This window comes from Frankia sp. Mgl5 (genome assembly GCF_023242985.1).
GTDB lineage: Bacteria > Actinomycetota > Actinomycetes > Frankiales > Frankiaceae > Parafrankia > Parafrankia soli.
The window spans coordinates 18,786-42,233 of the sequence record NZ_JALKFY010000606.1 but is presented as its reverse complement, the minus strand read 5'-3'; the positions used below and the strand labels follow the sequence as shown (position 1 = coordinate 42,233).

Below are 23,448 nucleotides of genomic sequence, written 5' to 3'. Positions count from 1 at the left end.
CAGCCTCACCGTCACCGGCCGCGCCGCGCGGACGATCGCCGAGGCGGGCCCGCCGCTCGCGCTGGCGGCGGGGATCACGCCGGGCGGCGGCGACGGCCCGAACAGCGGCCTGCACGGCGGCTCGAACGAAGGCTTCGACGGCCGCTCATCGGACGGCGGTTCAGTGGCCTCGGTGGCGGCCGGCCTCCTCGACGCGAAGCCGGCCGGCGAGCCCGGTCTCGCGGACGAGCTCGGCGAACGCCGGCGCGGCCGCGCGAATACGCAGCTCGGCGTGGACGCGACGGAGCAGGAGGTCCGCCCGGAGCAGGGCGGCGAGACCCGCGATGTCGATCGCCCGAAGTTCGGCCACATCCACCGTCACCACTCCGCCGCCCCGGCCCAGCAGCTCGCCGACCTGCTCGCGGAAACGTAGCCTGCCGACCGTGTCGAACTCACCCCCGAGCTCGATCACGACGTCGTCCCCGGTCCGCCGCACCGTCATCCGCGTGGCTGTCGCGTCGACCCGCATGCGTGCGCCCCCCGGGATCTCCATCCGTCGCAGCACGGGCACCGCCCCGTGAGTTGATTACAGAGAGTAACATAGATCAAGGAATCGTTAAACCTTGATGACTAATTGACGACGCCCAGCCCAGCCCGCGACCGGACTGGACCGGGCGTCGCGGCTCAGACCGACCGGAACAGGTTGATCAGCGCGTTGGTGGAGCTGTCGTGCCGCGGGGGCGCCGACGGGTCGGTCAGCTCGGGGATGATCCGTCCGGCCAGCACCTTGCCCAGCTCCACGCCCCACTGGTCGTAGCTGTTCACCCCCCACACGACGCCCTGCGTGAACACCTTGTGCTCGTAGAGGGCGACCAGCTGGCCCAGGGCGAAGGGCGTCAGCTTCGGCGCCAGCAGGGTGTTCGTCGGACGGTTTCCGGCGAACGTCCGGTGCGGGACGAGGGCGGCGTCCACTCCCTCGGCCGCGACCTCCTCCGCCGTCCTGCCGAAGGCGAGGGCCTCCGTCTGGGCGAAGAAGTTGGCCATCAGCAGGACGTGCTGGTCGACGTCGCCGACACCGGGGTGGTTGGGCGCGAGGAAGCCGATGAAGTCGGCCGGGACGACCGTCGTCCCCTGGTGCAGGAGCTGGAAGTAGGCGTGCTGACCGTTGGTTCCCGGGGTGCCCCACACCACCGGGCCGGTGGGCACCGGTACGGGCCGGCCGGCCAGATCAACTGACTTGCCGTTGCTCTCCATGTCCAGCTGCTGCAGGTACGCGGGGAAGCGGTCCAGGTACTGGCTGTAAGGGAGCACGGCGTGGCTCTGGGCGCCGAAGAAGTCCCGGTACCACAGCCCGAGCACGCCGAGCAGAACCGGCAGGTTCCGTTCGAACGGGGTGTTCCGGAAATGAACATCCATCGCGTGGAATCCGGCCAGCATCTCCCGGAAGTGCTGCGGGCCGATCGCGACCATCAGAGCGAGACCGATGGCGGAGTCCATCGAGTACCGGCCGCCCACCCAGTCCCAGAACTCGAACATGTTGGCCGTGTCGATGCCGAACTCGGCCACCTTCTCCGCATTCGTTGACACGGCAACGAAATGGTGCGCGACGGCGTCCTGGCCGAGCGCGGCGGTGAGCCAGGCCCGCGCGGCGCGGGCGTTCGCGAGCGTCTCCAGCGTGGTGAACGTCTTCGACGCGACGATGAAGAGCGTCCTGGCCGGATCGAGGTCGTGGGTGGCTTCCCAGATGTCCGTCGGGTCGACGTTCGAGACGAACCGGACGGCGATCGAGCGGTCGGAGTAGTCCCGCAGCGCCTGGTAGGCCATCGCGGGCCCCAGGTCGGAGCCGCCGATGCCGATGTTGACGACGGTCGTGATGTGCTCGCCGGTCGCCCCCGTCCACACCCCGGAGCGGACCCGGTCGCAGAACGCCGACATCCGGTCGAGCACGGCGTGCACCTCGGGCACCACGTCGACGCCGTCCACCTGGATGGCGGTGCCGAGCGGCGCCCGCAGCGCCACGTGCAGCACCGGCCGGTTCTCGGTGACGTTGATGCGCTCGCCGCCGAACATCGCCTCGATGCGCGCGCCGAGGCCGGCGCGACGCGCCAGCGCGAGCAGCAGTTCGACCGTCCGGGCCGTGACGATGTTCTTGGAGTAGTCGAGCCGAAGGCCGTCCGCCTCGACGGTGAACGAATCGGCGCGACCCGGATCATCGGCGAAGAGCTTCCGCAGGGTCACCCCGGAGAGCTCCGCGTGGTGCGCGGCCAGCGCGGCCCACTCCGGGGTCCGGTCGACGACCGTTCCAGCGGCGAGGGCGGTGGACTCGGTGTTCGCCATGACGTTGCCAGGCCCTTCCTCGGAGGAGTGCTGTCGTGTGCCGCGCCGTCCGCGCGCCCACACGGCCGAACACCTGTCGACGACGACCAGCATGGTGCAGTCGCGCATCTGACGCGCCCGTCGGGTCCCTGCGAGGGGCGGAATGTGGGGGAACAGGCCGTAGGATCGCCGAGAACACGACGAAGAACACCAAAAGACCGCGGTGCACCCACGCGACCGCGTCTCGCCCGATGAACCGCCCGATGAACCGAGGTGGAACCAGCGCCATCCAGCGCGGCGACGAGTACGAACAACACGCGGGACAGCCCACGCACGACCCGCACGATGTGGCCCTCGGGATGTCACCACCGCGTGGTGATCGTGGTGACGGCCCGGCAGCCGGTGACGGACGGAACCGACCTTGCTTATCGACAGATCTCTCGTGGAGGCGGCGCTCCCCGGATACGCGGTCGAGGGGGACCTCGGCAAGGGGGGCTACGGCCTCGTTCTCGCCGGGCAGCACCGGCTGATCGGCCGCAAGGTCGCGATCAAGATCCTCCTTGACACGACCGACGACCCCGACCTGCGCGCCCGTTTCCTCTCCGAGGCCCGCGTCCTGGCCGAGCTCGACCATCCGCACATCGTGCGCATCCACGACTACGTGGAGCACGAGGGAACCTGCCTGCTGGTGATGGAGCTGCTCTCCGGCGGCACCCTCAAGCAGCGGATGACCGCCGGGAAGCTCTCCCCGGAGACGATCTGCGCCGTCGGCGTCGCCGCGTCGGCCGCGCTCACCACCGCGCACCGCCAGGGCGTGCTGCACCGCGACATCAAACCCGACAACATCATGTTCGACGGCGCCGGGCTGCTCAAGGTCACCGACTTCGGCATCGCGAAGATCTTCGACGGCGCGGAGACGACGGCCAGCGCCATCCTGGGCACACCGCGCTACATGGCGCCCGAGCAGATCATGGGCGCTCGGTTGTTCCCCGCCACCGACCTGTACGCGCTGGCCGGCGTCCTCTACGAGATGTTCGCCGAGCGGCCGCTGTTCGGACGTCCGATGGCGGTGCAGCCGCTGACCCACCACCACCTGACCGTGATGCCCGACCCGCTCACGACGGTGCCGCCGGCGATCTCGGCGGTCATCATGCGGACCCTGGCCAAGGACCCGGGCGCCCGCTTCTCCGACGCCTCCGAGTTCGCCCTCGAGCTGGCCCGCGCCGGCGCCAACTCGTACGGGCCGAACTGGGTGGCGCGCTCGGACGTCAAGCTGCGGGTGGACGACGAGATCCGCGGCGTGATCGGCGGCTCGACCACCTCCGGGAACTCCGGCGGGTTCCCGGCCGCCACGCGCCCGGGCGGCTATCCGGGTCCAGGTGGTCCAGGCAGGCCTGGCGGGCCTGGCGGGCCCGGTTACGCGCCCGGGCAGCCGGGCGGCCCCGGTTACCGCGGCCCGGTGCCGGGCTCCGGCCCGCAGCAGCCCGTCGGCGGCGGCTTCGGGCCCGGCGGGCCCCGGCCCAACCAGCAGATGCGCCCGACCGGCGGGCATCCGCCCACCTCGGGCTTCCCCGGTGCCACGCCGGTCATGCCCGGGCAGGGTGTGCCGGGCGGGCAGGGCCGGCCCGGGCCGACTCCCGGAACGCCCCCTGGCGGCTGGCGCGGCTACGGCCAGCCCGGTGGGGCCACCCCGCAGCCGATGCCGCTCACGCCACCCGCCTCGACGCCGCGGCCTCCCGGCCCCATGGGCCCGCCCAGCTCCACGCCGCCGCCGCGGCCCGTCCCCGGCTACGGCGGCCAGCCAGGGCAGCCCAGGCAGCCCGGCCCGGGCCAGCCGGGGCCGGGCGGTCCGCGGCCCACCGGCGCCCAGAACTTCGGTGGCCAGGGCTGGCAGGGCTCCGGGCCCCGCCCGCCCGCGCACCAGGCCCCGCCCCGGCCACCCATGGGCGGCCACCGCCCCCAGCCGGGACCTCCGAACCGCAACAACCGGACGCTGATCCTCGCCGCCGTCGCCGCCGCCGTGGTCGTGGTGCTGACCATCGGCCTCATCGTGGGCCTGTCGGGCGGCGGCAGCGGCGACGACGACAGCGGTTCGAGCCGCGACCAGGTGTCGGTGCTCCCGGTCCCCGGTGTCGCCTACACCGGAACGCCGGTGACGGTGCAGGGCCTCAGCCCGTACAGCGTCGCGATCGACCCGCAGGGCACGCTGTTCATCACGAGCCTGTCGTCCGACCGGATTCAGAAGGTCACCAGGACCGGGGAGGTCTCCGACCTCGCCGGCACCGGCGCGGACGGATACAGCGGCGACGGCGGCCCGGCCGCGGCCGCCAAGCTCAACGGCCCCGGCTCCGCGGTGCTGGACAAGAACGGCAACATCTACATCCCGGACGCCCAGAACTACCGCATCCGGAAGATCACCCCGGACGGGATCATCAACACGATCGCCGGCACCGGCACCGCGGGCTTCTCCGGCGACGGCGGCCCGGCCACGGCCGCCCAGATCAACAGCGCGGAGAAAGTCGCCATCGGCCCGGACGGCTCGATCTACATCGCCGACTACGACAACCACCGCATCCGGAAGATCACCCCGGACGGGATCATCAACACGATCGCCGGCACCGGCCTCCAGGGCTACTCCGGCGACGGCGGCCCCGCCACCGCGGCCAAGCTGGACGGCCCGAACGACGTCGAGCTGGGCGACGACGGAACGCTCTACATCGCCAACCTCGGCAGCAACACCATCCAGAAGATCACCAAGGACGGGATCATCACCACGGTCGCGGGCAACGGGCAGAAGGGCTTCTCCGGCGACGGCGGCCCCGCCACCGCGGCCCAGCTCTCCGTCCCGTCGGTGTCCCTCGGCAACGGCGGGGAGATCTACATCGCCGACTACGGGAACAACCGGGTCCGCAAGGTGGACCCGAACGGGACGATCACCACGATCGCCGGCACCGGGGCCGAGGGCTCCGGCGGCGACGGGGGCCAGGCCACGGCCGCCCAGTTCAACGAGCCCAGCTCGGTCGCCGAGGACGCCGACGGCGCGCTCTACATCGCCGACTCGGGCAACAACCGGCTGCGCCGCATCGCTCCGGACGGGACGATCACGACGGTCGCGCAGTAGGGCGGCGCGGAGATGACCCGACAGCGAGCAGTGCCCGCGGCCCGGCGGGGGGCCGTCACGTGACGTTCGTCGACACCAACCGCGTCGCCGCGGCCCTGACCGGCTACGAGCTCGGTGGCGAGCTCGGCCGGGGCGGCTTCGGTGCCGTCCTGGCCGGCCGGCACCGGCTGATCGACCGCGACGTCGCCGTCAAGGTCCTGCTGGAGCCGGGCGGCGACGGCCACAGCGGCCACGGCGACGGCGGCAGTGATGGCGACCTGCGCGGGCGGTTCCTCGCCGAGGCCCGTGTCCTCGCCGGGCTGGACCATCCGCACGTCGTGCGGATCTACGACTACGTCGAGCGCGACGGCCTGTGCCTGCTCGTGATGGAGCAGCTCACCGGCGGCAGCCTGAAGAACCGCGGCCCGGCCATGCGCGACCCGCGGGCCGTCTGCGCGATCGGGCTGGCCGCGGCGAGCGCGCTGGCCGCCGCGCACGACCGGGGCGTGCTGCACCGCGACATCAAGCCGGACAATCTCCTCTTCACCGGGGACGGCATCCCCAAGGTCACCGACTTCGGCATCGCCAAGATCCTCGAGACCACGGCGGCGACCACGACCGGCCTCGTCGGCACCCCGCGTTACATGGCGCCGGAGCAGATCACCGGGAGCCGCCTCGGGCCGGGCACCGACCTCTACTCGCTCGGCGTCGTCCTCTACGAGCTGCTCGCCGGACGGACCCCGTTCCCGTCGGGACTGACCGTCCCCGCGCTGCTGCACCACCACCTGTCGGTGGCCCCGCTGCCACTGGTCGAGGCGCCCCCGCCGCTGGCGGCGGTGATTCTCTCGGCGCTCGCCAAGGAGCCGGGGTGGCGCCCGCCGACGGCCCGCGACTTCGCGCTCGCGCTCGCCACGGCGGCGACCACGGTCTTCGGACCAGGCTGGCTGACGGCCTGCGAGGTGCCGGTGCGGCTGCCGGACGAGATCCTCGCCGCCGCCGGCCACACCCAGGGGACCACCCCCACCCCAGGAGAACTCGCCGCGCACCTCGGACGGCCTCAGGCCGGCCGGGGCGGCCCGCCACCCACCGGCCCCATGGGCCACTTCTCGTCTGGCCCGGGCGGGCCTGGCTGGCCATCCGGGCCAGGTGGGCCATCCGGGCCATCCGGGCCGGGTGGCCGGGGCGGCTCCGGTCCCTACGCGACGCTGGCACCCACCGCGGTCGATCAGGCCGGCGCCGGTGCCGGCGGCCGGCGGGCGGGTGGCGGACGGCGGCGCGCGAACGACGGCCGGCGCGGCCCGCGGCGCCCGACGGCGCTGATCGCCTCGGTCGCCACCCTCGCCGTCCTCGCCACGGCGATCGGCATCGGGTTCTGGGTCTCCGGGTCCGGCGACGATCCCGACCGCCCTGCCTGGAACGGCGCCGCCGCGGAGGTCAGGGGCCTCTACACCACCGAGGGCATCGACGTCGGTCCGGACGGCTCCCTCTACGTCGTCGACGGCGGCGGCTCGTCCGGCCAGGGCCAGGTGCTCCGGCTCGGCACGGACGGCGTGGTCACCCGGATCGCCGGGGTCGGCCCGCCCGCTCCCGTGCCCAGCGCCACGGCCACCGGCAGCGCGACGGCCACCGGCAGCGCCAGCCCGTCCCCGTCCCCCACCCCCGTGCTCGGCGACGGCGGCCCGGCCGTGGCCTCGAACCTGATCGGGCCGGCCGGGGTCACGGTCGGCCCCGGCGGCGAGGTGTACATCGCCGACAGCGACGGTGGCCGCGTCCGCCGCGTCAACGACGACACGACCATCACCACGATCGCCGGCGCGGGGCCGGGCACCGGCTTCGGCGGTGGAGCGGGCCGCGCCGTCGGCGCGAAGCTGTCCGGTCCCTCGGCGATGGTCGCCGCCGATGACGGCACCCTCTACCTCACCGCCGGCTACCGCGTCCGCAAGGTGACCACCGACGGCCTGATCTCGGTGGTGGCCGGCAACGCCGACGAGTCGGGCACGGCCGGCGACGGCGGGCCGGCGGTGAACGCCACCCTCACCTCGCCGTCCGGGCTCGCACTCGCCGATGACGGCACCCTCTACGTCGCGGACAGCAGCGCCCACACCGTCCGCAGGATCACGAAGGACGGAAAGATCACGCTCGTCGCCGGCAAGCCGGGGCAGTCCGGGTACGAGGGCGACGACGGACCCGCGGTCGACGCGCTGCTCGCCTCCCCGCAGGACCTGGCCCTCGGCCCGGCAGGCGAGCTCTACATCGCCGACACGTACAACAACGTGATCCGGATGGTCGCTCCGGACGGTAAGATCACGACGTTCGCCGGCAGCGACGAGTCCACCGCGGACGACGCGGACGGCGCCCTGGCCACCGAGACCCGCATCTCCTCCCCCACGGGGCTGGCGGTCGACACGTCCGGCGCCGTGTACGTGAGCGAGGGCAGCTACGGTGTCGTCCGGCGGATCGCCCTCGACCGCACCGTGACGACCGTTCTGCGGCAGGCGGAGGAGTAAACAGTCCGGGCGAGGTGCTACGGGCCGGGCGGGGATGGACGAGACAGGCAGGATGTTCGATCGGCGCGGGGCGCTGCGGCTCGCCGGGGCGGGCCTGGTGGCGCTCGGTACGGGTGGGCTCGGCGCGGGCCTCGCCGGCTGCGGCGGCGACGACGACGGCGAGCCGACCGAGCGGGACTGGAGCCGGCTCGGCGACCGGCTCTCCGGCCGGCTGGTCCGGCCCGGCGGCGCCGAGTACCCCACCGCCAGCCAGCTCTTCGACCCGGCCTTCGACCGGATCCGGCCGCGGGCGATCGCCTACTGCGCCTCCCCGGCCGATGTGGCCGCCGGTGTGGCCTTCGCCAGGTCCACCGGCATCCCGTTCACCGCCCGCGCGGGCGGGCACAGCTACGGCGGCTACTCGACGACGAGCGGCCTGGTCCTCGACGTCTCCACCCTGAACGCGGTGCACCCGGGAATCCGGTCGGGGATGGGCGGCGCGACCGGCGGCACCGGAACCCCCGGCTCCGGGATCGCGACGATCGGCGCCGGCGCCCAGCTCGTGGACGTCTACGCCCAGCTCGCGGCAGCGGGCGCCGCGCTACCGGCCGGCTCCTGCCCGACGGTCGGGATCGCCGGGCTGACGCTCGGCGGCGGGATCGGGGTCGTCGGCCGGCGCCACGGCCTGACCTGCGACCGGATGCTCGCCGCCGAGGTGGTCCTCGCCTCCGGCGAGATCATCCAGGTGGACGGCCAACGCGACGCCGACCTGTTCTGGGCGCTGCGCGGCGGCGGTGGCGGCAACTTCGGCGTGGTCACGTCCTTCACCTTCGCCACCCACCGGGCGACCCCGCTGACCCTGTTCACCTACCGCTGGCCGTGGGCGGCGGCCGCCGCCGTCGTCGCGGCCTGGCAGGAGTGGAACCTGCGCCCGGACGCACCGGACGGACTGTGGTCGACCTGTGTCATCACCACCGCGCCGACGCCCGACGGGACCGGGACGCCCAGGATCCGGATCAGCGGCGTGATCAGCGAACCGCCCGGCACGACGGGCGGTTCCGGGGCCCGGGCGCTGCTGGCGGAGCTGGTCGACGCCGTGGGCAGCGCGTCGACGTCCACCTTCGCCGCCCAGCGGGATCCGCTGGAGGCGATGCTGATCGAGGCCGGCTGCTCGGGGCGGACGGTCGCGCAGTGCCGTCTCGCCGGGCGAAGCCCGGGCGGGGCCCTGGAACGGGTCGCCCAGCTCGCCGCCTCGAACTTCCTCACCGAGCCGCTGTCCGCGGCCGGGTCGGAGGCGCTGCTGGGCGCGATCGAGAGCCGTCAGCGGGAGGCCGGTCTGCGCTCCGGCGGGGTCATCCTCGACTCCTGGGGCGGCGCGATCGGCCGGGTCGGGGCGGGGGAGACGGCGTTCGTGCACCGCGACGCGCTGGCCAGCGCGCAGTACATCGCCGGCTACGACGTGCGGGACAGCGCCGACCTGCGCCGCCGCAACGCCGAGTGGCTGCGGGCCACGGTGGCGGCCATGGCGCCCCATGTGTCGGCATCGGCCTACCAGAACTACATCGATCCGGAGCTCAGGAACTGGGCGGAGGCGTACTACGGGGCGAACCTGCCGCGCCTGCGGTCGGTCAAGAGCGCCTACGACCCGGACAACGTCTTCCGCTTCGCCCAGAGCATCCCTCCCGCCTGATCGACCCGAGCGATCGTTACTCCAGGTAATCGGACGGGACGGCTGGCTGTCGCTCCGAGCAGGGAGTCGACGTCAACCTGCCCGGAGCGACATGGATCAGTACACCCGTTGATCCTCCGGCCCGACTACTGGCTACGGATGGTCTAACCACTGTCCACTCTGTGTCTTCCGACACATGGCGGTGTTCGCGCGACGACAGGCGTTCCCGGCATCCGGGCGCCGCCCACGCCAGCCGGGTCCGGCGGCGGCCGGACGAAGGCCGCACCCCCGTCGAGGACGCCACATCGAGGCACCGGAGGACCACCGGTAGGCCCGGCGCGGACCCCGCCGTGGCACGGCGGTTCCTCTTGCGACCGCTACTCGAAGTCAGTACACCTGTGCTGTCGGTAACCACCGACGGTTACCAACGGCACCGGTCGCCGACGCCGCCGGCTGCCCACAGCTCCTCGGGAGGACCCACATGAAGCAGCTGATCTGGCCGTGGGGTGTGACCATCTTCGTCTTGTTCTACTTGGTCAACTCGCCGGGAGACGCAGCCGATGTGATCCACAGCGCGGTCGGCGCGCTGGGCTCCGTGGCCGACGGCCTCAGCAACTTCGTCTCCGACGTGGCCGTCTGACCCGCCCCGTTCCCGTCAGAAGTCGCGGGCCAGCGGACGGGTGACCGCGACGACCGTCGTCCAGTCCGACAGCTCCGAGAGCACGACCCCCCACCGTGCTCCCTTCGCCGCGATGACCTGCCCGTTCCCGACGTACATGCCGACATGGCCCGGAGCCAGGGCCGTTCCGTCCGAACCGGGGATGAACAGCAGGTCGCCGGGCTGCGGGTCGACTCCCGACACGCGCGGGCCGAAGGCGAGCTGATCGGTGGTCACCCGTGGGATGGAAAGGCCGATCGTCCGGTAGGCGGCCTGGACGAGCGACGAGCAGTCCCATGCTCCCGGTCCGGTCGCGCCCCAGACGTAGGGCTTGCCGATCTGGGAGCGCATGAACTCGATCACCGGGCCCAGCGCCTCGACGGAGACCGTCTCCCCGGTGTCGAGGGCGTCGCCGTACACCTGGGCCTGCGCCAGGATGGTGCGCACGTAGTTGCGCGTCTCCGGGTAGGGAGGCACACCGGCGTACGCGAGCACGGCACCGGGCCCGGCGTTGTAGGCCGCGAGCATCTTCTCCTGCCCCGACCCCGGGACGGACGCGACCGACGCAGCCACCGCGCAGTCGTAGCGCGCCGCGGCCGGGATGGCGTCCACCGGGTTCCACACGTCGCCGGTGCCGTGCGAGGCCCAGGTGCCCGGCATGAACTGGGCGATGCCCATCGCGCCGACCGGCGACTGCGCCCGGGCGTTGAACCCGGACTCCTGGCGCAGCTGCGCCGCCAGCAGTGAGGGCGTGACCTCGGGGCACCCCGCCGCGTTGGCCGCGTCAATGATCATCTGGACGTACTCCGCCGGGATGCCCTCGGAGTTGACGATCGTGCGGCCGCCGATGTTCTTGTCGTCCAGGAAAGGCGCGGCGATCAGCAGGATCAGGACGGAGATCAGCAGGAACGCTCCGGCGACGGTCACGAAGCCGCCGACGCCCAGCCAGACCAGCCAGCTTCTCCGCCGGCCCGATCTCAGCGCCATCCCAGCCGCCCTCGTCCGTCTCGCCGCTACCGGCCCGGCGCGTCGCCGGCGGCGTTCGCGAGGTCGGCGCCGGCGAGGCGCCAGGTGCCGTCGGTGCCGACGAGCATCGTCACCGTGGGCGTGGAGACGGTGGCCTCGGGCGGCCCGTCACCGGTCACGGTCTCCCGGCGCACGTTGAGCAGGAGCGACACCTGCCCGGATGCGGTCGTGTCCACGCCGCCGACGGGGGTCGCGGCGAGCACCGTGACGGTCGACCGCGTGCCGGCGGCACGCAGCTTGTCCCAGGCGGGTCCGGCCTGCGGGTCGGCGGCCGGACCGCCGGTGCCGGGCTCGCCGGAGGCCGGGGCGCCGGCGCCGGATCCGCTCAGCTCCGCGGCGAAATCCGGTGTCAGACAGTCACGGGCGCGTTCGACCCCGGCCGACGGGCCGGAGTCGGTCCGCGCGTCGAACGACTGCCACTTCGTGAAACAGTCCCGCGCCACGGAGACCGGGTCTGTGGGATCGACCGTGCCCTGAGGGTCGGCCGTCGCGGTGGCGAGCGGGGGGCCGGGGGCCTGGCTGGCGCCCGGCGGAGGCCCGGTGGTCGCCGAGGGTGGCGGTGGTTGGGTGGCGTCGCCGATCGCCCCGCACCCGGCCGTGACCACCAGCAGCGACGAGATCAAAATCACGGAGGCCGCGGGTGCCCTAGACCGAGAGCAACCAAAGTGCCGATGCGGTGATTCTCTCTCGTTCCCGCGTGGTCTCACTCGTGGCCGTCCAACCAGTCACGAACCCGGCCGCGGCGGATCCGCCACTGATGCCCGACCTTGCGTGCCGGGATCGCGCGCTCCGACAGGAGCTTGAGCACGGTGCTCTCGGACAGCCGCAGCCAGGAGACCAACTCGTCGACGGTCAGCACGTCGTCGTCGTCCGCATGACGCGGCGGGCGGGGCGTCGTCGCAGGTGGAGCGCCCGACGCGGTGGGCGGGGCCATCGGCTCCGCGGTCCTGGAGACAGGCCGCGCGGGCATCCGCGCCGGGCGCGACGAGGCCACCGAGAAGCCGTCCTGCACCACCCAGGGCCCCTTTCTCAGCCGGCGATCGCCAGCCGGTACGCACCGGCGAGGGAGGCTAACACCGCAATGCCCGCCCTGGCGAGTCCCAACTGGCGCTTGTCATACTTGAACGGCTCGTGTTACATCGATCCGACCGCAGCCGAGAGCAAGTAACAGTAAGTAACCGTAACTGGCACCAACTAGCCCAGACCTGCAATCAGCCCAGACCTGCCAGGAGGGCGACGGCGCGTGAGCGATGTGCCACAGGCACCGTACGGCGAGGAAGGGGACGCGCGGCCCGTTTCGTTGATAGGTGCGCGAATCCCCTCACCTACGCCATCCGCGGCCAAGCTCCCGGCTCGCGACGGCGAGAGCGACGACCGCTCGGCGGCCCGAGCGGCCCGCCGCCGGAACCGTCGGCGCGGCGATCCCGACGATGCCTCCGCCACCGACGATGGTGACGGATCGTGGCAGGACCAAGCGTTCCATCTAGAGGACGCGGTGTCCGGCGACCCGCCCCTCGCAGGCCGGTCCGGCATATCGGGATCAGGCCGGACGGGCATAACCCGCGGCACCGCCCCGGAGCCACGTGAGCCCGGGCAGCGCCGTGGACGGCGCCTGCCGCGCACCCCGCCGGCAGCCGGGCCCGTCCCGCCGAGGTCGTCTGTTCCACCCGGCACGCCCGTTCCGCCCGGCGGCGCCGCCCGCGGCGGCCGCGCCGTGCCGCCCCGTTCGCCGCGCCCCGAATCGCCCAGGGCCGCTGACCAGGCACGGCGGTTCGACGCGGGCACCGCGGCGGCGGTCGACTCGCCCGACGGCACCCTCGACGGCTCTCTCGACGGCTCCGCCCCGCCGCGCCGGCCGATGCTGCGCCGGGCCGCCACACCCCGCGCCGTCCCGCCGCCGGCGCCGATGGGCCGCAAGGACCCGAGCTTCCCGCCCGCGACCTCGGCCGCGGCGGCCGCGGCCGCCGCTGGCACGGCCGCTCCGGGCACCCCCGGCAGCGCCGGAGCCGCCGGGAGCCCGGGCTCGCCAGCCGGCTCGGGTGGGTACGCGGGCTCGAGCACGCCCGGTAGTGCGGCCCGGCCTGGTTCCGGCGGGTCAGGTGCCGGCGGGCCCGGTTCCGGTGCTTCGGGTTCCGGTAGCTCGAGTGCCGGTAGCTCGAGTGCCGGTGGTTCGGGCGCGATGCGGTCCGGTGGCGCGCGGTCCGGTGGAACCGGCCGGGCCGCCGGCTCGGGTGGGTCCGCAGCCTCGCGTTCTCAGCGTCCCGAGGCGCCGGAGGCGCCGGTCCGGCGGGCCGGCGGATCGGGCGGCACCAGCGCGCCCCCGCCCAGCCGCCGACCGACGTCGGCCGGCCCGCGCCGTCCCGGGCGCCCGTCCGCCCTCGCGCCCAGGACCCCCGCCGCCAGCCCCCCGCCGGCGGGGCCGGAGACGGGATCGACCGCATGGCCCGCCCCGGCCACGGGATCGCCACAGGCGGACCACCCGGCGGCGGGTTCACCACCGGCTGGTCCCGCCTCCGGCGGCTCGTTCGGCGAGCCCACGCCGGGCATGGGGCCAGGGCCGTTCGACGCGCCCACGGGTCGGCACCCCGCCGACGCCTTCCACGCCCCGGATGCCTTCCGTTCGCCCGAGACCACCGGCGCGCCCGGGGCGCCCGACCCGCGCCATCCGTCCGACGCGCAAGGGCCGTACGACCGGTCCGAGCCGCTCGCGCCCGGCGAGGCAGCTGGCTCGCCGGCCCCGGCGTGGCCCTCGCAGGGCTACGGGCAGGCCGACGTCCCGCTGGTGGATCCGTCGCTCGGTGGCCCCCCGGTGGAGCTTGGTGGTCTCCCCGTGGAGCTCGGTGGTCTCCCGATGGAAAGCCGCTCGCCGAGCGGCGACCAGCCGGGCAGCGGGTCCTACTACGACCCCTGGGCCCCCCATCCGGCGCCGGGCCCGGCGCCGGATGCCGGGAACGACGAGTCAACCGGTGCTCCCGTATGGGGCGCCGTCGACGCCTGGCAGGAGGCCGGCGAACCGGTCAGCCTCGGGGAGCCCGCCCAGCAGGGCGAGGCGGCCCCGCCCAGTGAGACCGAGACCGACGATTCGGCCGCGGCCGGAAGCCCGTCAACAGGCGGAGCGCCGCCCGCCGACGAGGCCGCGTCCACGGACGCGGCCTGGGCTGGTCACGGCGTCGCGGCACCCGAGCGGACGTCCGACGTGCCCCCGCGGCCCTCGACCGAGCTGGTTCCCGCCGGTCACCTCCCGAGGCCGGGCACCGGCGCCGACCGCGCGCCGGCACTGACCGACCAGGGCCCAGGCCGGGGCCTGTGGCCCTGGCAGGAGCCCTGGGCCGACCTCGACGACCTCGAGCCCTGGGAGGAGATCCCGCTACGGATCACTCTCTCGGACCGGGCCGCGGTGGCCCTGCCGGGCTCGTGGCGGATCGCCGTGACCTCCCTGTTCCCCTACTCCGGCACCACCACGTTGGCCGGGGTCGTCGGACTTACCCTGGCCGGTGTGCGTGCCGAGCCGGTGCTCGCGATCGATCTCTACCCCGGGGCCGCCACGCCCGGTTTCGTGCCGCCCACCTCGTCGGAGAGCGCCGAGATCGACGAGTCGCGGGGCGACAACCTGGTCGCGCGGGTCGGCAGCCGAGGCACCACCACGGTTGCGGACATCGCCCGCCAGCGCCGCTCCGCCGCCAAGACGACGCCCGACGAGCTGCGCTCGCTCGTCGGCGCGCGGCGGTCCGGCAGCGTCTTCGACCTTGACGTGCTGCCGGTCGACCGCCCGGTCGGCGACGAGGAGACCACGAACGCGCTGGTGCCGGTCGACGAGCCGATCACCCCGGCCATGCTGCGCTCCGCCCTGGGCGCGCTCGGTCACGCGTACCCGCTGATCCTGATGGACGCCCCCGCGACCGCACCGCTGACCCCGGAAGCGATCCGCGCCGCCGATGTGATCCTCCTCGTGACCCTCGCGACCGCGTCCGACCTCGAGGCCACCCTCGCTGACCTGCGCGATCCCCAGGGCTCACTCGCGGAGGTCGGCGTGAGCGCGCGGGAGCGCATCCCGTCAGGCCAGGGCCCTGGCCACCCGCCGCACGAGCGGACGGGTCCCGCGGTGATCGCGGCCGTCGTGTCGCCCCGCCGCGGCCGCCCGTCACCACGCACACGCACCGCCACGGCGCGGCTGGCCCGCCACGTCGACGGCATCGTGCGGGTCCCGTACGACCCGCGGCTCGACCCGAGCAGGGGGACCCCGGTCCGCATCCCGCGGCTGCGGTGGGCGACCAGGAGGTCCTACCTCCGGCTGGCGGCCGAGACCGTCGACGCGCTCGCCGGCATCGCCGACGCTGATGTCGGGACACCGGCCGGCGGAGAACATCCCTCCTTTCAACCGCAGTTCGAACGACCGATACGCACCGCTCCGGTGTTGCCACGCAACGCCGATACTGATCACGCAGAGGTGTCAGGCGTATCATTTGGCGACCTGCGGCACGGAAGCACACCCACGCGGGTGTCCGGGCCGGATCGTCCGGGCGGCCAACCGCCCGCAGGAAGGGAACCACGATGATCGTCGATGCAGCCGCGGCCTCGGCAGCGGCCATTCTGGCCGTGGAGGTCAACCCGGACGACTCGAAGGCGCCCGGCATCAATGCCTTGAAAGACCTGGTCAACGGACTTGCGGCCTACGCCGTGATCGCCGCCGTGGCCGCCGTGCTCCTCGGCGGAATCGCGTGGGCGCTCGGCGAGCGCATGGGCCTCGACCGCGCCTCGATGGTGGGCAAGAGCGGCGTACTGGCCGGCTTCGGCCTGGCGTTCCTGGTGGGCGCCGCCGCTGCCTTCGTCAACTTTTTCCTGGCGACGGGCGCCTCGGCATCCAACAGCACCGACGATACGAACGGCATGCGCCCACCCGCCGTGGTCCAGACTGTTACCCCCCAGCCCGCCGAAGACGTCGTCGATGACCCCGACGTGGTCCATGAGCTGCCGTCCACAGGCTTCTAAGCGGTTCCGGGGGTATCTGGGCCCCGACATTGCGATGATGACCCTGCCGGCACGGGAGGGGAGTAGGCGTTGGTGAGCCTGGCAGAGTGGGCGATCAGGCGCCTGATCATCGTCATCGTCGCGACAGCCACGGTGAGCGCGATCGGGGCCGGAGCGCTCGGCTTCTTCATGGGACGAAATTCATCGGACGACGGTCCCAAGGCCTCGGCCGACCCGGAGCCCGTCTCCGACGTGCCCACCGAGGCGCCCCCGACCGGGACGCCTGCCGTGGTGGTGCCGCCGAGCAGCGAGGCGCCCGCGGCGCCCGCGGCCGGCGACAGCCCGATCGGAGCACCCACCCGGGTCAACCAGTTCGGCGTACCCGTCGGCTACCCCCACACAGAAGCCGGCGCAATAAGCGCCTGCGGAAACTACATCGCGGCGACCAGCATGGCACGCAACCGCGAGCACACGAGATCACATGACTTGATTCTTTCGATCTCAGACGAAGAGACTGCAAAGAGGCTTTCCGACCTGCTCTCCGGGATCGACGCGGAGACAGCAAAAAATTTTGGTGTTCCCTCGGTAATCTCTCCACAATTCACCTTGAATCATCGAGTCATTGGATATCGTGTCAGCAATTTCAATGGCGGCGAAAGTAAAGTCGAAGTACTTTCTGCTATTGCTGCTGGAGTAAGCGGAGAAAGCCCCGATCTGCAACCCGCCATGCATTGGGGCACCGATATATGTACGATCAACTGGGACGGCTCGGATTGGAAGCTTCGTGACGTCTCAGGTGGAGTAGAAGGACACGCTATGACTGAGCGAAGCTCAGAGACCTTCGAGCGCTTCGCTCTTTCGGGGGTGACATCATGACTGCCACTCCTACAGTGGAGATCCTGGCTGTTCCAAATCCAGTATCTGGCATTGGCGATGCAATCGCGGGCCTAGCTGGTGGTGCGGCTGACGAGTTTTTGAGTTCGGTTGGTAAAGCCTTCTGTAACATGGCGGCCGACCTGTCGTCGTCTGTCTTCAGCTTTGCGGCGCAGAAGACAGCGGTCGACCTGAACGCGCAGTATGTCGTCGACAACTACAACATCGTCTTCGGCATGTCGGTGCTGATCGTCACCGGGCTCTTCCTCTGTTCCTGCACCGTGGCGGCCCTGCGGGGCGATCCGCACGTCTTCTTCCGGGCCCTCGCCACGACCGGCACGGCGATCATCGGGTCGTTCATCGCCCTGACGCTGCTGCAGATGGTCCTCGCCGCCTCGGACGGCATGGCGGATGCGTTCGGCGACAACAAGGCGCTGGGCGCCGACCTGGTCGGGCAGCTGCGACAACTACCCGAACAGGGCAATTTCGCCCTCGACCTGGTGCTGTCGCTGCTCGTGGCGATCTTCTCGTTCGCGCTGTTCGTGGTGCTCTACATCCGCAAGGTCGCGATCATCGTCGTGGCTGTGTTCATCCCGCTGTACCTGGCGGGCCAACCGACGATGACGACGAGTGCCTGGATGAAGCGGGCCACCGAGATGCTGGTGGCGCTGATTTTTGCGAAGCCGGTGATCTACGCAATATTCGCCCTCGGGGCGGGCATCGCCCAGGATCCCAGTGGATCAGCCGTTGACCAGACGCTGAGCATTCTCAGTGGTGTCGTTGTGATGATCGCGGCGGTGTTCTCACCGTTCATGCTGATGCACCTGCTCGGGTTCGCCGACGTCCAGCTCATGCGCGCGGTCGGATCGGCCGGGCGCCGCAGCGCCGCATCGTTCGGGCACGGAGCGGGTGCTCTGCTCGGTTCCTCGTCCCGGGAGACGTTCCGTGGGATCGGCTCGCGTCTGCAGACCCGGAACCGGGGAATGCTCGGCGACGCCGGTGCCATCGCGGGCGCCGGTGTACCGACGGCCCGCCCGAGTGTTCGCCCGGGTCGCGGTGGCGTCGGCTCCCCGCTCGGAGTTCCGGCCCGGGCCGCCGCGGGAGCGGCTGGCGGAACCGCCGGAACCGCGGCGGTCCGCGGCGTTCGTGCCAGGGTCACCCGCTCGGGCGCGGCCCCGGCTGTGGCTGGCGGCCGCGAGGCGGCGTCCAGTGGCACGCGGGCGACCGCTTCGGTCCGGGCTACGTCCACCGCGCGGCCCCAGACAGCACGGGCGATCACGTCAGGTGGCGGCGGCGCGCCCCGTTCGGGCACGTCAGGCGGCGGGCGCAGTACCGCGTCCGCGCCGAGCGGATCGGCGGGCGCCTCGGCCGGCAGGCCCCCGGTGACGCCGTCACCACAGCCGCGGGTCACCCCGCCGGCGCGTACCGGGGGTGGGTGAGCAGCTCATGGCCGCTGAACGCAGCTACCGCTTCGGGCCGCTGGAGCGCGGCGGTGTGCTCCTCGGCATGCGCTGGCCTCAGCTCGCGCTCCTGATCGGCGTGATGCTCTGTGTTCTGGGAGCGCTGCGTTCGCCGTTGGTATTCGTGCCCGTGTGGCTGCTGCTTGCCGCGGGGTTCGCCTTCGTCGCGTTCGTCCGGGTGGAGGATCGTAACCTCGACCAGTGGGTGCCGATCGTGTTCGGCTTCACGATGCAGAAGGTGACGGGCGAGACGGTGTTCCGTGGAGGGTTCTTCCGGCTCGGTCCCGGCGACGACCGGATCACCAGGACGGTCCTGCCAGGGCCGCTGTCGAGCCTGGTCATGTTGTCGGTTCCGGTCGGTGGCAGCCGGTACGTGGCTGTCGTCAAGGACGTGAAGAAGCAGACCTACACCGCTGTCCTCCAGGTGAAGGGCAGCCAGTTCGCGCTGCTCGAGTCCGGGGACCAGCAGGCCCGGGTGGATGCCTGGGGCGAACTGCTGGCCGGTCTCACCGGTGGTGGCGGCAAGCTGTCCCGCATCCAGTGGCTGGAGCGGACGCTGCCGGACTCGGGCGACCAGCTCCAGCGGCACTGGCGGGTGCGCGGTCATCACGACGACTCGTGGGCGTCGCAGGCGTACGAGCAGGTCATCGACGCGGCCGGGCCGGTGGCGCAGCGGCACGAGACCTACCTTTCCTTCCAGCTCCGGGCGAAGGACGCCCGCCGGGCGATCCAACGCGCCGGCGGTGGCGACCAGGCCGCGTGCGCCGTCCTGCTCGGTGAGCTGCGGACGATGGAGGCGGCACTCGCCAGGGCGTCGATCAGCACCGTCGGCTGGCTGCCACCGCGGGCGCTGGCCGCGGTCATCCGCACCACCTACGACCCGTACTCGATCGAGATGATCGATGCCCGGGGTGGGGCGAGCACCGACCTCGCGGGTGGGCTGAAGGGCCTGCCGTCCGGCATCGACCCGGCGATCGCCGGCCCGGTCCGGACGGTCAACGCCTGGGACCACTACCGCACCGACTCCGGCTTCCACACCACGTACTGGATCAACGGCTGGCCCCGGGTTCCCTCGCCGGCCGCCTTCCTCGCGCCGCTACTGATGGAGACCACGTGCCGGCGCACGGTGTCGCTCGTCGTGGAGCCGCTGCCCGGCCGGAAGGCGGAGAAGGCGGTCAACCGGCGCCGGATGGCGCACCTCGGTGAGCAGCAGATGCGGGACAAGGTCGGCAAGGTCACGACCCAGCGGGATGTGGCCGAGGCCGACGAGGTCGAACGCCGTGAGCAGGAGCTGATCGCGGGCTTCGGCGCCTTCCGGTTCCACGGGTTCGTCACCGTCTCCGCCGACGACCTCGAGTCGCTCGCGGACGCCTGCGGTGAGGCCGAGACCCTGGCCTCGCGCAGCCGCCTCGAAATGGTCCGTCTCGTCGGCGAGCAGGACCAGGGCTTCAGCGTCGGCGCGCTGCCGCTCGCCGTGGGGGTTGCGTGACCTCCCGCCCGCCCGCGGTGGGGGGCGGCGCCGCCTGGGGCGACCCGATCCGTTACGACGCCCCTGGTAGCGGCGCCGGCGCGAGCGACGACTACGACGCGGACTACGACTACGACGACGCCGACGCCGACCAGATCGACCCGGGCCATGATCCCGGCCGCGACGCCGACGGGTTCGTCGACCTCGGCGGCAGCCCGCGCACCCGCCGCCGGGGCGCGAAGGCCGCGGCGGCGCACGACCGCCGGTCGCGGCGAGCCGAGCGGGCCGCGGCCAACGCAGAACGGGCCGCGATGCGCCGCGCGCAGGCCGCCCTGCGCCGCGGCGCGCAGCCCCCGAAGCTGCTCGGCCCGTTCGCCGGACGGGCGTATCACAAGCTGCGCCTGCCAGCCCATATGGAGACCACGGCCCAGATCGCCGGGATCTATCCGTTCGTCGTCGACTCCGGGCTCGACGCGCCCGGCATGTACATCGGCCGGCATGTCTGGTCGGGCAACTCGTTCGACTTCGATGTCTTCGAGCTCTACCGGCAGCAGGTGATCGAGAACCCGAACTTCGCGGTGTTCGGGGCCGTCGGCTCCCGCAAGTCCGCGCTGCTGAAGACGCTGATCTCGCGGGGTTCGGCCTTCGGGTACCAGGCCGCTGTCCCCTGTGACCCGAAGGGTGAGTACACCCGGCTCGCGCGCCGGCTCGGCTGCGAGCCGACATACATCGGGCCCGGCATGTCCACCCGGCTCAACCCGCTGGACGCCCCTCCGCGCCCGCGCGGCATCGCGGACGCCGACTGGGCGCGCGAGGTGAAGCGGGCGCGTTCGTCCCTGCTCTCGTCACTGATCGAGACCGCGAAGGGGGTACCGCTCACCCCGGCCGAGCACACCGCCGTCGATCTCGCGCTGGACGTCGTCACCCGGCAGATCACCGGCGCGACACCGGACCGCTGGGCCACCCCTCTGCTCCCGCACGTCCTCGAGGCGATGACCGACCCGAGCGAGGAGGACTGCTCGGCGCTGCCGATGACGGCCACCGAGCTGCGCGACGCGTCCAGGGACGCGACGCTGACCCTGCGCCGGCTCACGCACGGTGCTCTCGGTGGTCTCTTCGACGGCCCGACGACGTCCCCGTTGGACTTCGACCGGCCGATCGCGGTGCTGAACCTGGAGCGGGTCCAGGGCAGCGACGAGATGATCGCGCTGATCATGACCTGTGCGCAGGCATGGATGGAAGCCGCGCTGATGCGCCAGGACGGCGTGCAGCGCTACGTGGTCTACGACGAGTGCTGGCGGCTGATGCGCTTCGCCGGGCTGGTCCGCCGGCTGTCGGCCCAGCAGAAGCTGGCGCGTCAGTGGGGCTGTGCCAACGCGATCGTGGCGCACCGCATCTCCGACCTGCTCTCCGCCTCCCCCGACTCGGTGGAGATCGCCAAGGGCCTGCTCGCCGAGACCGCGATCCGCATCCTGTACAAGCAGGCGTCCGACCAGATCGCGGACACGCAGGAGGCCCTCGGGCTCACGGACGTGGCCGCCGACCTGCTCCCCCGCCTGGACCCGGGCTACGCGCTGTGGCTGATCCAGAACCGCGCCTTCTACGTCGAGCACGTCGTCGGCGACCTGGAGATCCCGGTCGTCCTCAACGGCTCGAAGATGCACGGTGAGGTCGACGACACCAACCTCGTGCCGGACGACCTGGACCCCAGCGAGCTCGACCCGCCCGAGCTCACCCCCCGCGCGTGGACCGACCCCCCGGGGCCACCGGCCTTCGTGCGGCGGGCCGCCGCCCCGGCGCTGGAGACCGGACATCCGCTGGGAGACCCGCCGCCGGGCACGCCCGCCGGCGACCGGCCCGGCCCGGGCAGCGGCCACCACGACGGCGGTCACCACGACAGTGGCTACCACGACAGTGGCTACGGGTATGGGCACGACCCGGCGGAGGAGGTCGAGGAGAACCTCGTCGCCGGGCAGCCGCGCTGGTCCGCGCCCCCGCTCGCCGGGGACGGCTTCCACCACATCCAGGTGGGAGATCCGCACATCATCGACTCGCCGCCGCACCACGGCCGCGGCGGCCGCACGAGCGGGCCCGACACCGCCGGCTGAACCCGGCTCGACGCGCCAGCCGAAGGCCAGGGCAGACCCGGTCGCGGCGCGACCGGGTGAGCCCGGCGCGCCGCGCCAGAGGCCTGGCGCCGTTACCGGCGCAGCAGGCCGCGCAGCCGCGAGCGGGTCGGCCACGACGGGGGCGGCCCGGCGACCTCGTAGCGAGGGAACACCCGCTCGGCGACGTCGACCAGCATCGCCACATCGATCGGGCGCAGCACCACCCCGGCCGAGAGGATGTAGTCGGCGACTCCGGCCATCGGCAGCAGCAGCACACCGTCGACCAGGGCCAGGCCGTTCGGCACCTCGGTACGGGCGAAGGCGACGACCGACTGTGCCTCGAGCTGCCATCCGGAGGGGAGCTCGGCGACGAGTTGGCCGGTGGCCTCCTCGCCCATCCAGGCGACCAGGCCGAGCATGGCGCGTAGCGGCACCTTGCCCGCCCACACCCCGGCCGCGTTCTGCCGGACCGGCCCGCGGTGGGCGTCGGTCTCCACCACCCAGGCGCCTGACGGCCCGATGACCAGGTGGTCGATGTTGCCCGCCGAGTCGGCGAGCTGGCGGTCGTGCAGGACGGTGTAGCCCGCGCGGGTGAGGCGGTCCAGCGAGCGGGCGGTACGGCGCTCGGCCTCCGCGTCCACCCGCCAGGCCTCGATCTCCGGCGGCACGCGGTAGTGCCGGGCGGCCAGGACACCGAGCACGGCCAGCCCGGTGAGCACCGCGACCTGCGCGACCGTCCCGCCCGCGAGCCCGGCGGCACCGCACACGAGCCCCACGAGCACGGCGGCACCGATGGCGCCCGCCGCCGCAGTGATCATCACTCGTCGTGATCTGTCGCCGCGTTCGGCGGCGTACAACTGTCTTCGGCGCAGGTATTCGGCCATGGCCGACCTACCGGCCGACACGCGATCGGACGTGTCCGCGGTCACCACCTCCCGTCAGGTCTATATCGCCGCCGCGCTTCGGCGGACCGCAGGGGGGTGACTGCGAGTCTGCCGTGCCCTGGTCACCGCGCGCTACCGGGAATCTCCCCCATCAGAGTCACACTTCCATCCAATTCACAACCACAACAGCCCTGAAGCGTGGAATAACCGGAAGAACCACGGAGGTCCCACGTCCTACCTTTGGGGAAGTGGAAGCCATCACCACGGGTTGTGTCGGGTGGGCATCAGCCCACGGTGGCCCCACGAGGGGTAGCCGGGCCGCCGCCGTGGGGAGAACGCCCTCACGACAGGCGCCTTCTGAGGATCGAGGCGCCGGGAGAGGAGCCACTCGATGCCACCCTGCGTGACACCTGAGGCTTCTGGACGCCGACGACGGGGCACGACCGGCGAGGA

At 72.6% G+C, this 23,448-nt stretch carries 16 protein-coding genes; 10 read left to right on the top strand and 6 right to left on the bottom strand.

The window, feature by feature from the left end:
- Nucleotides 1-160: 160 nt before the first annotated feature.
- Together MXD62_RS11825 and pgi are read right to left on the bottom strand one after the other, a co-directional pair.
- A complete protein-coding gene (locus tag MXD62_RS11825; RefSeq protein ID WP_248829368.1) occupies nt 161-508 on the bottom strand; it encodes an STAS domain-containing protein in 348 nt (115 codons plus the stop codon).
- A gap of 155 nt (nt 509-663) precedes the next feature.
- Entirely contained in the window at nt 664-2,316 is a 1,653-nt protein-coding gene (gene pgi / locus MXD62_RS11820; protein ID WP_248829367.1) for a glucose-6-phosphate isomerase, read from the bottom strand.
- Between the two features lie 400 nt (nt 2,317-2,716).
- On the opposite strand from pgi, the gene MXD62_RS11815 reads away from it, so the two are divergent.
- The 4 genes from MXD62_RS11815 (at nt 2,717) to MXD62_RS11800 (ending at nt 10,190) form a co-directional block, all read left to right on the top strand.
- Nucleotides 2,717-5,416, top strand: a complete 2,700-nt coding sequence (locus MXD62_RS11815) for a protein kinase (RefSeq protein WP_248829327.1) — start codon at nt 2,717-2,719, stop codon at nt 5,414-5,416.
- 59 nt (nt 5,417-5,475) lie between these two features.
- Entirely contained in the window at nt 5,476-7,902 is a 2,427-nt protein-coding gene (locus MXD62_RS11810; protein ID WP_248829326.1) for a serine/threonine-protein kinase, read from the top strand.
- Nucleotides 7,903-7,936: 34 nt separating this feature from the next.
- Nucleotides 7,937-9,571 carry an FAD-binding oxidoreductase gene (locus tag MXD62_RS11805; RefSeq protein WP_248829325.1) on the top strand — a complete coding sequence of 545 codons (1,635 nt, stop codon included), beginning with the start codon at nt 7,937-7,939 and terminating at the stop codon, nt 9,569-9,571.
- A 460-nt stretch (nt 9,572-10,031) separates the two neighbouring features.
- Nucleotides 10,032-10,190 (top strand): hypothetical protein, encoded by a 159-nt coding sequence (locus MXD62_RS11800; protein ID WP_198145431.1) that lies wholly within the window; start codon nt 10,032-10,034, stop codon nt 10,188-10,190.
- Nucleotides 10,191-10,205: 15 nt separating this feature from the next.
- Here the strand turns inward: MXD62_RS11800 and MXD62_RS11795 are convergent, their stop codons facing one another.
- The 3 genes from MXD62_RS11795 to MXD62_RS11785 form a co-directional block, all read right to left on the bottom strand.
- Nucleotides 10,206-11,195, bottom strand: coding sequence for an NlpC/P60 family protein (locus MXD62_RS11795; RefSeq protein ID WP_248829324.1), 990 nt, complete (start codon nt 11,193-11,195; stop codon nt 10,206-10,208).
- Between the two features lie 26 nt (nt 11,196-11,221).
- Nucleotides 11,222-11,863 carry a hypothetical protein gene (locus tag MXD62_RS11790; RefSeq protein ID WP_248829323.1) on the bottom strand — a complete coding sequence of 214 codons (642 nt, stop codon included), beginning with the start codon at nt 11,861-11,863 and terminating at the stop codon, nt 11,222-11,224.
- A gap of 74 nt (nt 11,864-11,937) precedes the next feature.
- A complete protein-coding gene (locus MXD62_RS11785) occupies nt 11,938-12,249 on the bottom strand; it encodes a helix-turn-helix domain-containing protein (protein WP_248829322.1) in 312 nt (103 codons plus the stop codon).
- A gap of 699 nt (nt 12,250-12,948) precedes the next feature.
- Between MXD62_RS11785 and MXD62_RS11780 the strand changes: the two genes are divergently transcribed.
- The 6 genes from MXD62_RS11780 (at nt 12,949) to MXD62_RS11755 (ending at nt 22,111) form a co-directional block, all read left to right on the top strand.
- Nucleotides 12,949-15,789 carry a hypothetical protein gene (locus tag MXD62_RS11780; protein ID WP_248829321.1) on the top strand — a complete coding sequence of 947 codons (2,841 nt, stop codon included), beginning with the start codon at nt 12,949-12,951 and terminating at the stop codon, nt 15,787-15,789.
- On the top strand, nt 15,786-16,223 hold the full coding sequence (locus MXD62_RS11775) for a DUF6112 family protein (RefSeq protein WP_020464668.1): 438 nt from the start codon (nt 15,786-15,788) through the stop codon (nt 16,221-16,223). The genes MXD62_RS11780 and MXD62_RS11775 overlap by 4 nt, the downstream gene beginning before the upstream one ends.
- A 72-nt stretch (nt 16,224-16,295) precedes the next feature.
- On the top strand, nt 16,296-17,078 hold the full coding sequence (locus MXD62_RS11770) for a hypothetical protein (protein WP_248829320.1): 783 nt from the start codon (nt 16,296-16,298) through the stop codon (nt 17,076-17,078).
- 128 nt (nt 17,079-17,206) lie between these two features.
- Nucleotides 17,207-18,514 carry a hypothetical protein gene (locus tag MXD62_RS11765; protein ID WP_248829319.1) on the top strand — a complete coding sequence of 436 codons (1,308 nt, stop codon included), beginning with the start codon at nt 17,207-17,209 and terminating at the stop codon, nt 18,512-18,514.
- Between the two features lie 7 nt (nt 18,515-18,521).
- On the top strand, nt 18,522-20,024 hold the full coding sequence (locus tag MXD62_RS11760; RefSeq protein WP_248829318.1) for a PrgI family protein: 1,503 nt from the start codon (nt 18,522-18,524) through the stop codon (nt 20,022-20,024).
- Nucleotides 20,021-22,111 carry a conjugal transfer protein TraC gene (locus MXD62_RS11755; RefSeq protein WP_248829317.1) on the top strand — a complete coding sequence of 697 codons (2,091 nt, stop codon included), beginning with the start codon at nt 20,021-20,023 and terminating at the stop codon, nt 22,109-22,111. The genes MXD62_RS11760 and MXD62_RS11755 overlap by 4 nt, the downstream gene beginning before the upstream one ends.
- A 92-nt stretch (nt 22,112-22,203) precedes the next feature.
- Here MXD62_RS11755 and MXD62_RS11750 read toward each other — a convergent pair whose 3' ends face one another.
- The gene (locus tag MXD62_RS11750; RefSeq protein ID WP_248829316.1) at nt 22,204-22,995 is read right to left on the bottom strand and encodes a nuclease-related domain-containing protein; all 792 of its coding nucleotides are present in this window, start codon (nt 22,993-22,995) and stop codon (nt 22,204-22,206) included.
- Between the last annotated feature and the right edge of the window lie 453 nt (nt 22,996-23,448).